Source organism: Flavobacterium sp. (assembly GCF_040382755.1).
Lineage (GTDB): Bacteria > Bacteroidota > Bacteroidia > Flavobacteriales > Flavobacteriaceae > Flavobacterium.
In genome coordinates this window covers 1-11,908 of the sequence record NZ_JBEIET010000063.1, presented here as the reverse complement: position 1 = coordinate 11,908, position 11,908 = coordinate 1, and the positions used below count along the sequence as shown (strand labels likewise).

The 11,908-nt window shown below is 32.5% G+C and carries 12 protein-coding genes and 1 pseudogene; 2 read left to right on the top strand and 11 right to left on the bottom strand.

Going from position 1 to position 11,908, the window contains the following annotated elements:
- The coding region (locus ABWO04_RS07145) for a choice-of-anchor J domain-containing protein (RefSeq protein ID WP_353078637.1) at nucleotides 1–617 on the bottom strand (617 nt) is incomplete at its 3' end.
- Nucleotides 618–775: 158 nt separating this feature from the next.
- Here ABWO04_RS07145 and hflX point away from each other — a divergent pair.
- Nucleotides 776–2,005, top strand: a complete 1,230-nt coding sequence (gene hflX / locus ABWO04_RS07140; protein ID WP_353078635.1) for a GTPase HflX — start codon at nucleotides 776–778, stop codon at nucleotides 2,003–2,005.
- Nucleotides 2,006–2,176: 171 nt separating this feature from the next.
- On the opposite strand, the gene ABWO04_RS07135 is transcribed toward hflX, so the two are convergent.
- From ABWO04_RS07135 to ileS, 9 genes are all read right to left on the bottom strand, one after another.
- Complete coding sequence (locus tag ABWO04_RS07135; protein ID WP_353078633.1) at nucleotides 2,177–2,680, bottom strand: DUF2480 family protein; 504 nt, start codon at nucleotides 2,678–2,680, stop codon at nucleotides 2,177–2,179.
- A 62-nt stretch (nucleotides 2,681–2,742) separates the two neighbouring features.
- Nucleotides 2,743–3,066 (bottom strand): SUF system Fe-S cluster assembly protein, encoded by a 324-nt coding sequence (locus ABWO04_RS07130; RefSeq protein ID WP_353078632.1) that lies wholly within the window; start codon nucleotides 3,064–3,066, stop codon nucleotides 2,743–2,745.
- A 45-nt stretch (nucleotides 3,067–3,111) separates the two neighbouring features.
- The gene (locus ABWO04_RS07125; protein WP_353078630.1) at nucleotides 3,112–3,525 is read right to left on the bottom strand and encodes a GxxExxY protein; all 414 of its coding nucleotides are present in this window, start codon (nucleotides 3,523–3,525) and stop codon (nucleotides 3,112–3,114) included.
- 61 nt (nucleotides 3,526–3,586) lie between these two features.
- Nucleotides 3,587–4,006 (bottom strand): SufE family protein, encoded by a 420-nt coding sequence (locus tag ABWO04_RS07120; protein WP_353078628.1) that lies wholly within the window; start codon nucleotides 4,004–4,006, stop codon nucleotides 3,587–3,589.
- A complete protein-coding gene (locus ABWO04_RS07115) occupies nucleotides 3,996–4,442 on the bottom strand; it encodes a hypothetical protein (protein WP_353078626.1) in 447 nt (148 codons plus the stop codon). The genes ABWO04_RS07120 and ABWO04_RS07115 overlap by 11 nt, the downstream gene beginning before the upstream one ends.
- Nucleotides 4,443–4,456: 14 nt before the next feature.
- The gene (locus ABWO04_RS07110) at nucleotides 4,457–5,677 is read right to left on the bottom strand and encodes an aminotransferase class V-fold PLP-dependent enzyme (RefSeq protein ID WP_353078624.1); all 1,221 of its coding nucleotides are present in this window, start codon (nucleotides 5,675–5,677) and stop codon (nucleotides 4,457–4,459) included.
- Between the two features lie 88 nt (nucleotides 5,678–5,765).
- Nucleotides 5,766–6,359, bottom strand: coding sequence for a lipoprotein signal peptidase (locus ABWO04_RS07105; protein WP_353078622.1), 594 nt, complete (start codon nucleotides 6,357–6,359; stop codon nucleotides 5,766–5,768).
- Nucleotides 6,360–6,441: 82 nt separating this feature from the next.
- Complete coding sequence (locus ABWO04_RS07100; protein WP_353078620.1) at nucleotides 6,442–6,822, bottom strand: TraR/DksA family transcriptional regulator; 381 nt, start codon at nucleotides 6,820–6,822, stop codon at nucleotides 6,442–6,444.
- A gap of 55 nt (nucleotides 6,823–6,877) precedes the next feature.
- Nucleotides 6,878–10,321, bottom strand: a complete 3,444-nt coding sequence (gene ileS, locus ABWO04_RS07095) for an isoleucine--tRNA ligase (RefSeq protein WP_353078618.1) — start codon at nucleotides 10,319–10,321, stop codon at nucleotides 6,878–6,880.
- Between the two features lie 139 nt (nucleotides 10,322–10,460).
- Between ileS and ABWO04_RS07090 the strand changes: the two genes are divergently transcribed.
- Nucleotides 10,461–11,606, top strand: coding sequence for a WG repeat-containing protein (locus ABWO04_RS07090; protein ID WP_353078616.1), 1,146 nt, complete (start codon nucleotides 10,461–10,463; stop codon nucleotides 11,604–11,606).
- On the opposite strand, the pseudogene ABWO04_RS07085 reads toward ABWO04_RS07090, so the two are convergent.
- A pseudogene (locus ABWO04_RS07085) lies at nucleotides 11,599–11,908 on the bottom strand (DNA repair protein RecO); the annotation flags it as partial. The gene ABWO04_RS07090 and the pseudogene ABWO04_RS07085 sit on opposite strands and share 8 nt — an antisense overlap.

Sequence of the window (11,908 nt, the reverse complement as noted above, 5' to 3'; positions counted from 1 at the left end):
CCCCAGCTTAATTGAGCACTAGTTGTAGTTTCATTAGCAGTAGCTAATGGACCGATAGGTGCATTACATTTTTGCACCACATTTACATTATCAATTAACCATCTGTCTCCATTATCATTTGTCATTACAAAAGCAATGTAAATAGTAGAACCTACAGGATATGTAGCTGGTAAATCAATTACTTTTTCTTCATAAACATTTGCAACTGCAGTTAAAGAAGCCTCATCATAAGAAACAAGATTGGTAAAACTAGCCGTATTTGTTTGTGAAGTAGTAGAAATTTTAATGTCAAATAAACTACCTTGAACTCCAGTTTGAATGGTTTTAGTATAAAACCTTAACTGACCATTGGCAGGAACAGTTACGGCAGAAGTAACCATCCAGTCAATCGCCTGACCTGTAGACACGTTTTCTTTGTTAATCATTGCGGATTTTCCAACTCCTCCGTAGGTAAAAACAGCTAAGTTAGTTTCAGACCAACTTTGTACTGTACCAGTTCCTGTTTCAAATGTTGTCCAACCAGTAGGTGGAAATGTTGCGCCTTCAAAGTTTTGGGATAGTTGTCCGAAAACACTGAAACCTGCAAACATAAATAATAATAAAAGTAGTTTTTTCATTATAGATTTGTGTTTAAATTATATAAGTATTAACAAATGTAATAAGATTATTAAAGTTTACTAAATTAATCGATATAACGCATTAAAAAATCGTTAAAAAACAACTTTGTTATTTATTGAAATTTATTGGCTATTTTTGTGAATATTTTACAAAACTTATGCTAGAAGTTGAAAAACATATCTTTGAAAGAACCGCAATTGTTGGGCTTATTACTCAAAACCAAAACGAAGAAAAACTCAATGAATACTTAGACGAATTAGAGTTTTTAACCTTTACTGCTGGTGGCGAAGTAGTGAAACGTTTTTGGCAAAAGACAGATAAACCGCATCCTAAAACATTTGTAGGAACTGGAAAACTTGAAGAAATTAAAACGTACATCAAAGAATATGATATCAATTCGGTAATTTTTGATGATGAATTAACGCCATCGCAACAAAAAAATATCACAAGGGAATTAGATTGCAAAGTTTTAGATCGTACCAATTTAATCTTAGATATTTTCGCACAACGTGCCGAAACGTCTTATGCCAGAACACAAGTAGAATTAGCACAATGTCAATATTTATTACCCAGATTAACCGGAATGTGGACACACTTAGAACGTCAACGAGGTGGAATTGGTATGCGTGGTCCTGGTGAAACAGAAATTGAAACCGATAGAAGAATTGTAAGAGATAGAATTTCATTACTAAAAGAAAAAATTAAGGTTATAGACAAGCAAATGTCAACCCAAAGAGGGAATCGTGGCGCAATGGTACGTGTGGCTTTAGTGGGTTACACCAACGTGGGAAAATCAACTTTAATGAATGCTGTTGGGAAAAGCGAAGTATTTGTAGAAAATAAACTGTTTGCTACCCTTGACACTACGGTTAGAAAAACAGTTATTAAAAATTTACCTTTCTTGCTTTCCGATACGGTTGGTTTTATTAGAAAACTCCCTACGCAATTGGTAGATTCTTTTAAAAGTACGTTAGATGAAGTACGAGAAGCCGATTTACTTTTGCACGTGGTAGATATATCTCATCCTGAATTTGAAGATCATATTGCTGCTGTAAATAAAATTTTATTAGACATCAAAAGTGCCGATAAGCCAACAATTATGGTTTTTAATAAAATTGATGCTTACAAATATGTGAAAATTGATGAAAGCGACGAAACTATAGAAAAAACATCCAAAAATTTCTCACTTCAAGATTGGGAAAAAACGTGGATGAGTAATTTAGGCGAAAACAACACGCTTTTTATTTCAGCTACGGAAAAAGAAAACTTTGAAGCTTTTAGAGAAAAAGTTTATGAAGCGGTGCGAAGTATTCATATCAGTCGTTTTCCTTATAATAAATTTTTATATCCAGATTACAAAGATGTAATTGAGGAAGAGGAAAATTAAATTTCAAAATAGAAATTCCAAATTTCAAAATCCAAATACCAAAATCTAAAAATTCGAATTTAAAAAAATTCACAACGTTTGTCATTCTGAAAGAATCTCACAACATTTATAAAAGCAAAAACCCAGTCAATTAAATACTTGACTGGGTTTTTTATACTTTTAATTTTGTAATTACTTCTTTTTAAACAAAGGCACTGCGGAACACGCTTCGCCAAACATAATGCTTTTGGCTACTTTCATTAATTTTTGAATAGCCAAAGTGTACACTTCATTTGGCACTTCTTTTTTAGAACAACCTTTTAAAATAACCGGTTTGTCAAAATAATCTGTGTAGTCTAATTTGTTTAAAATATCTTGATACCAATCGATAATTGCCAACTCTTTAGAGCCTTGAATTACTTTTAAAGCAAATGGTGCTAAATGCACCGCTACTAATGAATACGCCCAAGCGGGTAATATTGCGTCTTCTGAACAATATAATGCCACGTATTTATCTTCGTAAACAGACCAATCGGTAGTTTTTAATTGCGCTCTAAATTCGGTTTCTTTTAAAATAACACCACCAAACAACCATTGCGAAACATCAACTGCTATCACATGACTATCTGGATAATAATCTTCTAAATCGAAAACCATTAAGCTACTATTAGCAACTTTATTTACTATTTCTTCCATAATTTAAGTAATTAAGTATCAGAAGGAAACTGCCAACTAAAAACTGAACACTGAACACTATATTAAAGCATTCCTAATTCTAATTTAGCTTCTTCGCTCATTAAATCTTTACTCCAAGGTGGATCAAAAGTAATTTCAACTTCACAAGATTTAATTGTATCAATTTTTTGAACTTTTTCTTCCACTTCCTTTGGTAACGACTCGGCAACTGGACAATTTGGCGAAGTTAACGTCATTAAAATTTTAACTTCATTATCCTCGTTAATCATCACATCATAAATCAAACCTAATTCATAAATATCCACAGGGATTTCTGGATCATAGATTCCTTTTAATGCAGTTACTACGCTTTCGCCTAAGTTTATTTCGTCTTTAAATTCTTCCATTTTTTATTTTTTATACCATATAAGGAATATAAGGGAGTATAAGTATTATTCCCAAAGTTCGTTATATAATTTGTTTATATATGTTTTTTGTCCTTCTTTAAAAATGTGAGTTACATTAAAATTGATCAATAAGCCCATTGGGGATTTAAATAAATTCATATAAGTTAAAATTTGTGCTTCAAATATTGGCTTAATTTCTGAAACCGATTTTAATTCAACTATTAATATATCCTCAACCAATATATCACATCTTAATTCAGCCTCAACATCCAGTCCTTTATAATTTATAGGTACAATAACTTCAGATTGAAATTTAATTCCTCTCAATTTCAACTCATGTAACATACATTTATGATAAACACTTTCCAAAAGACCTGGCCCAAGGTTTTTATGAACTTCAATCGCAGCTCCATTAACTTTGTAAACTAAATCTTTTAAATAACTTCTAGTAATGTCCATTTAATTAATCGTTTTATTTGGCTTATACTTACTTATACTCCTTATATGGTCAAATCATCACTTAATTTCTTGCTTCAAATGCTAAAGCATACATTTTTATTTTTTTTATCATCGAAACCAAGCCGTTTGCACGAGTTGCCGATAGATGTTCCTTTAATCCAATTTCATCTACAAAATCGGTATTTGCTTCTAAAATTGCAGCAGGGGTTTGGTTCGAAAAAGCTCGAATTAAAATAGCAATAATCCCTTTAGTTAAAATGGCATCGCTATCGGCTGAAAAAACGACTTTTCCGTCTTTTTCTTCAGCGTGAACCCATACTTTAGACTGACAACCTTTAATGATATTATCTTCTGTTTTGAATTGCTCTTCAATAATTGGTAAGCCTTTTCCTAATTCAATGATGTACTCGTAACGCTCCATCCAATCATCGAACATAGAGAATTCGGAAACAATTTCGTTTTGTATTTCTTTAATATTCATTATTTTTTTCTGCAAGGTTCGTAATTTTAGTAACTAATTTTTCTATTTCTGCAGGTGGAAAACCGTGATCGAAACCATTAGCTGGATATTTAATGCCTTTTGCTTCGAAAATAATATTAGCAAATGCTGCACCGTCGTAATATCTTTTTTCGGTTGGCCACTTTAAGTCTTTTACTTTTGCTAAATCGACAGCTTTGGCTAATGCAGAAATCTCTTTCCAATCTGTATCTGAAATTTCAATTTTATTTGAATATTCTTTAAAATCTCGCTCATTAGATGTATAAAGTACTTGATTCTCAACTTTTATCGCAAGAAAAAAACCTCTGGTGTTTGCTTCATAAAAAATGGTTGGCACATCGTTTTTGCTAAAATTTTTTGAACCACTACACGCCAAAACGGTAAGGATTAAAGTTGATAAAATTAAAAATCTTTTCATTTTTATGGTTTTAGTTACGATAACATCATTTTAGCTTTTTTAACAGCTGCTACAAATATATCAATTTCTTCTTTGGTATTGTAAAAGGCAAAACTGGCTCGTAACGTTCCTGGTATTTTGAAAAAATCCATAATCGGTTGTGCACAATGATGACCCGTTCGTACCGCTATACCTAATTTATCTATAATCGTGCCAATATCATACGGATGAATATTTTCTATATTAAATGAAATTACCGAAGCTTTTTTAGTTAAATCTGAAGGGCCGTAAATGGTTACGCCTTCAATTTCTTGTAACTTTTGTGTACCATAAACTAATAATTCGTGTTCGTGTTTGGCTATGTTGTCAAAACCAACCTCATTCATATAATCAATAGCCGCTCCAAAAGCAATTCCACCGCAAATATTTGGCGTTCCGGCTTCAAATTTATGAGGTAAATCTGCATACGTAGTTTTCTCGAAAGTCACGGTAGCAATCATTTCTCCGCCGCCTTTGTAGGGTGGTAATTTGCGAAGCCATTCTTCTTTGCCGTAAAGCATTCCAACACCTGTTGGACCACACATTTTATGAGCAGAAGTTACATAAAAATCAACATCTAAAGCTTGAACATCAGGTTGTAAATGCGGACAAGATTGCGCACCGTCAATTAAAACTGCTGCCCCAACGGAATGTGCTTTTTTAATGATTTCTTCAATTGGATTTAGTGTTCCTAAAGCGTTTGAAATGTGATTGCAACAAACTAATTTGGTTTTATTAGAAAGTAACTTCTCATATTCCGACATAATTAACTCGCCGTGAACATCCATTGGAATGACTTTTAAAATCGCACCCGTGTGTTCGCACATCATTTGCCAAGGCACAATATTACTATGATGTTCCAATGCTGAAATAATAATTTCATCGTTTTTTTCTACTAAAGAGGCAAAACCATTAGCAACTAAATTAATACTTTCGGTTGTCCCTGATGTAAAAATGATTTCAAACGGCTGTTTCGCATTAAAATGCTTTTGGATTTTAAATCGCGCTTGTTCGTAGGCATCAGTCGCTAATTGACTCAACGTATGGACACCACGGTGAATATTCGCATTATAATTGGAATAATAATTTACAATACTATCAATTACAACTTGAGGTTTTTGAGAAGTTGCTCCATTATCAAAATACACTAAAGGTTTTCCGTTAACGCTTTGTGACAATATAGGAAACTGCGCTCTTATTTTCTGAACATCGAACATATCATAAGTATTTGATGCAAATTTACGATATGATTATTTAAAATAGGAATAAATAAGAATTAAAATAACAGAAAATTATGTTTTGTTTTTAGTTAAAACATCTTTTGTTGAATACAATTAAAATTCCAAATCCTGTAGAAATAGCTACATCGGCTACGTTGAAAATAGCGTTGAAAAAGGTAAACGGTCTTCCACCAATAAATGGCACCCACTCGGGCATTGGAATGTCTTTAATTATTGGAAAATAAAACATATCCACTACTTCCCCGTGAAACAATGTACCATATGGTTTATCGGAAAACATTGTAGCAACTTGACTGTAACTATCGTTAAAAACTACGCCGTAAAAAACAGAATCGATGATGTTCCCAATTGCACCTGCTAAAATTAATGTGATGGCAAAAGTTAGATAATTTGACAATTTTTTCTTTATTGAATCGTACAGCCACCAAGAAATTCCTCCAACAGCAACAATTCTAAAAAGGGTTAAAAATAATTTACCATAATCACCTGGAATTTCAGCACCCCAAGCCATTCCTTCGTTTTCCACAAAGTAAATTCTAAACCAATCGAACACTTTTACTTGTTCGTTAATATAAAAATTTGTTTTGATGTAAATTTTACTTGCTTGATCAATAAGTAAAATCAGAAATACAAATAAATAGGCTTTTCTTAGGTTCATTTTTTAATGTTTGTGCAAAAGTAACAATTTTAACGAATAAAAAACGCCCCAAAAGGAGCGTTTTTATATTTAGTAACGTTTTTTAACGCTGTAAATTTTTAGCTTCAATGCTCATTGTGGCGTGAGGAACAATTTTTAAGCGCTCTTTATTGATTAATTTTCCGGTAACTTTGCATATTCCGTATGTTTTATTTTCAATACGAATTAATGCGTTTTTTAAATCGCGAATGAATTTTTCTTGACGAATAGCCAATTGCGAATTCGCTTCTTTACTCATCGTTTCGCTTCCTTCTTCAAATGCTTTGAATGTTGGAGAAGTATCTTCCGTTCCGTTATTAGAATCGTTTAAATAGGCGCTTTTAATTAATTCTAAGTCGTTTTTGGCTTTGTCTAACTTTAAATTAATTAATTCCTTGAATTCTTGTAATTCTGCATCTGAGAATCTTATTTGTTGATCTATCATAATTGACATTTTTTTAAAATTTATTATTTCAATCAAATAGCCCCAAAAGGTTTTATTATTTTGAAATTAATAGTATTGTTTTTAACTCATCAAACTCAATTTCCGTACCATTATTTATTTCTGATACAAAAATTAGTTCATTTGTTAGTGTTTCTGATTTGATGTACGATTCATTTGCGAGTACCGCTTGTTCAATACTATCATTTTTTAGAATTTGAACTTTAATTTTATCTGTAACTTCAAAACCAGAATCTTTACGAATATTTTGAATTCTGTTGACTAACTCTCTCGCTATTCCTTCCTTACGTAATTCTTCAGAAATTGTAATGTCTAAAGCTACTGTAATTCCGTTTGAATTGGCCACTAACCAACCCGGAATATCTTGAGAAGAAATCTCCACATCTTCGACTGTTAAAGTAATACTTTTTCCAGAACTGGTAATTGTCAATTCACCTGCTTTGTCTAACTCATTAATTTGCTCTTGTGAAAAAGACTGTATCTCTTTGGCAATCAAGCCCATATCTTTACCAAAACGAGGTCCTAATGCTTTAAAATTCGGTTTAATTTGTTTAATTAATACCCCAGAAGCATCTTCTAACAACTCGATTTCTTTTACGTTGACTTCAGCCTTAATAAGGTCTTCAATAGCTAAAATTTCTGCTTTAAAAGTAGCGTCAAGCACTGGAATCATTACTCTTTGTAACGGCTGACGTACTTTTATCATTTCTTTCTTACGAAGTGATAAAACCAACGAAGAAATCGTTTGTGCTTTCTGCATTCTACTTTCAAGTGATTTATCAACAAAGTTTTCAACCGAAACTGGGAAAACAGATAAGTGTATACTTTCAAATTTTTCCTTATTAGTATTGGCATTCAGGTCTTTATACAGTCTGTCCATAAAGAACGGCGCTACCGGTGCGGCTAATTTTGCAACTGTTTCTAAGCAGGTATAAAGCGTCTGATAGGCGGCAATTTTGTCTTGAGCATAGTCGCCTTTCCAAAATCTTCGACGGCATAAACGCACGTACCAATTACTTAAATTCTCTTGCACAAAATCAGAAATAGCTCTTGTTGCACGAGTAGGTTCGTAATCTGCATAAGCGGCATCAACTACTTGAATAAGCGTATGTAATTCCGATAAAATCCAACGATCAATTTCTGGTCTTTCTGCTAAAGGAACTTCGGCTTCACTGTATTTAAAACCATCAATATTTGCATATAAAACAAAGAACGAATACGTGTTATACAGCGTTCCAAAGAATTTTCTGCGCACCTCAGCAATACCTTCTAAATCGAATTTTAAATTATCCCACGGATTGGCATTTGAAATCATATACCAACGCGTAGCATCTGGGCCATATTCGGCTAACGTATCAAATGGATCGGCAGCATTACCTAAACGTTTTGACATTTTTTGTCCGTTTTTGTCCAAAACTAATCCATTAGAAACTACGTTTTTATAAGCAATTTTATCAAAAACTAACGTAGAAATGGCGTGTAAGGTATAAAACCAACCTCTTGTTTGATCCACTCCTTCAGCGATAAAATCGGCAGGGAAATCTTTATTTTCGTCAATTTTATCCTTGTTTTCGAAAGGGTAATGCCATTGTGCATAAGGCATCGCGCCCGAATCGAACCAAACATCAATTAAATCAGTTTCACGTTTCATTGGTTTGCCAGATGCAGAAACCAATACAATTTCGTCGACCACATTTTTGTGTAAATCGACTAAATCGTAATTTTCTTCAGTCATATTTCCGATTTCGAATCCTTTAAATGGATTTTCAGTCATAAAACCAGCGGCAATTGCTTTTTCAATTTCTTGAACTAATTCTGCTACAGAACCTACTAAAATTTCTTCTGTGCCTTCTTCGTTTCTCCATATTGGCAAAGGAATTCCCCAATATCTTGAGCGCGATAAGTTCCAGTCGTTGGCATTTTTCAACCAATTTCCAAAACGACCTTCTCCTGTAGCTTTTGGCTTCCAGTTGATGGTTTCGTTTAAATCGAACATTCGGTCTTTGATTTCGGTTACTTTAATGAACCAAGAATCTAACGGATAATATAAAATGGGTTTGTCTGTTCGCCAACAATGTGGGTAAATGTGTACGTATTTTTCAACCTTAAAGGCTTTATTTTCTTCTTTTAATTGAATAGCAATTTCTACATCGGCAGAGCGTTCTGGTGCTTCACCTTCATTGTAATATTCATTTTTAACATATTTGCCAGAATATTCTCCTAAACCAGAAATGAATTTTCCTTGCAAATCCACTAAAGGAACTGCATTTCCATTTTCATCTAATACCAACATTGGTGGTACTTCTGGAGTTGCTTCTTTGGCTACTTTTGCATCATCTGCTCCAAATGTAGGTGCGGTGTGTACAATTCCTGTTCCGTCTTCTGTAGTAACGAAATCTCCAGCAATTACTCGAAAGGCATTTTCTGGGTTTTGATACGGTAACGCTAATGGCATCAATTGTTCGTAACGAATTCCGACTAAATCTGAACCTTTGCATTCAGCTAAAATTTGGAATGGAATATTTTTATCTCCTGCTTTGAAATTTTCGAAATCAGTAGTTTCAGTACTTGCAAAAAATCCTTTTCCAAACTGTTTTCCCACTAAATTCTTAGCTAAAATAACATTTACAGGTTCAAAAGTATATTGATTAAATGTTTGAACTAAAACATAGTCAATTTTTGGTCCAACAGTTAATGCGGTATTTGATGGCAACGTCCAAGGCGTGGTTGTCCAAGCAAGGAAAAAAGCCTCCCCCAGCCCCTCCGAAGGAGGGGAGTCTAAACGAAATGCTTTAGCAAAATCATTGGCAGTTCCCCCTTCGGGGGTTAGGGGGCTTCTAAACTGTGCCACCACAGTCGTATCCGTAACATCACGATACGAACCTGGCTGATTGACTTCGTGCGAAGATAAACCTGTTCCTGCTTTTGGTGAATACGGTTGAATGGTATAGCCTTTGTAAAGCAAATCTTTGTTGTAAATTTGTTTTAGCAACCACCAAACCGATTCCATATATTTGGATTTATAAGTAACATACGGATCTTCCATATCTACCCAATACCCCATTTTTTCAGTCAAATCGTTCCAAACATCGGTGTATCGCATTACGGTTTTCTTACACGCTTCGTTGTAATCTGAAACTGAAATGGTTTTTCCGATGTCTTCTTTGGTAATACCTAAAGCGGCTTCAGTACCTAATTCTACTGGTAAACCGTGAGTGTCCCAACCTGCTTTTCGTTTTACTTGAAATCCTTTTTGAGTTTTATAACGACAAAAAATATCTTTAATCGCACGCGCCATTACGTGGTGAATTCCAGGTAATCCGTTTGCAGAAGGGGGTCCTTCAAAAAATACAAATGGTTGGTTTCCTTCACGTGTAGATACACTTTTTTCAAAGATGTTATTTTTCTTCCAAAAATCAAGAACTTCTGATGCCACAGTTGGCAAGTCAAGTCCTTTATATTCCGTAAATTTTGTACTCATTTTGTCGCTATCTTAATTCAATTTGCGAAAGTAAGGATTTAAAGAGAAAAGGCAAAAGGTAAAAGGCAAAAGTTGTAGGTTAAGAAAAAACTTGTTTAAAAAAATAATTATTGGTACTTTTATTTAAAATTCATTCAGAATGAAAAGAAAAAAATTTTTTATTTTAATTGCGAGCGTATTTTTTATTTATTCTTGTGGAACATATCGAATAAATAAGACTTCCGATTTTAAAAAAACATCAAATCTTGATTCGTTAAATGGAAACTACTTTTCAAAACCATTTCCTTTGAAAAATAACTATAATAAAGATTTTTTTTCATTAATTAATAAAAGCAATACTCAATCAGATTTTTTTAATTTAGAATTTATTGACAAAAACAATTTAAAAATTAGCTATGATGAGATTGTTGAAAATAAATTTGTTTCAAAAGAAATTATCTTAAATGGGAAAAGAAAGAAGAAGTTTTTTGAAGTATATTTTTCAAAAAAGCAATTTTTTATACCTATCCTATATGGAAATTTCGATATAAACAGATTAAGAATAGGATTTGATAAGACTGATAAAATTTTAATTAGAAATTTTTCAGATGGTAGTGGTAATATTCTTTTTATAGGTGGTGGATTTAGCGGAGAAAGTAAATCTCTTTTTGAGAGCGTTGAAAAAAGTTCAACAATAATTCCTTTTTCTAAAGATGGTAAATGGGGATTTAAAAAGAGGAACGATACTATAATAAAACCTATTTATGATTTTGTTAGAGCTTTTGATGAAAATATGGTAAGAGTGTGTAAAAACAATAAATGGGGTTTAGTTGATATTAAAGGTAATTATTTAACTGAAATAATTTATGATAATATTAATCCAATTAAAACTTATAATAATGATTCTTTAAAATATTCTTTTGTTTATTTAAATAAAAAGAAAGGAATTATTAATTCTACTGGAAAAATAACTGTTCCAGTAATTTATGATGAAATTAGAGATAATGGTGAGTTTATTGAAATCAAAAAAGGCACTAAAATAGGTTATTGCACCTACGAAAATGTCATCATTCCGTCTATTTATGATAAATTAACTTATTATATTTTTCATCAATATAATTATGCAGAAGCAGAGAGAAGCAATATGATTTATTATGTAGATAAAGAGGGATATGAATATCAAACAAAACCTAATCCACTTTATTCAAAAATAGGTTTTTTAGAAAACGGACAGCCAAAATATATTCCAGATTTAGAGTCTAAACGAAAAATAGGTTTAGAAGAACAGTTTCAAAATATTAACTAAAAACTTCTTTTAAGACCTCTAACGATTTTGGTTTTTTGAAGCCATCTAAGTGAATGGCATAATAATCCAAAAGAATTTTTAATACTATTTGACGCTCTACCCCAGCAAACACTTTTTGATTGTCGTCATATTTTAATTGCAAGGTTTTTTTAAGCAACTTCGTTTCGTGTTCATTTAAACAGCTTGTGCCTTGAAAGGGAGAAAAAACACCGTCAATCATTTCAAAATAGGCGAAATCTGTTTCTTGTATTTGCGGATAAAATCCTAAAAATTTGGTGAGTTCTAATAGAAAAATAAGGTGG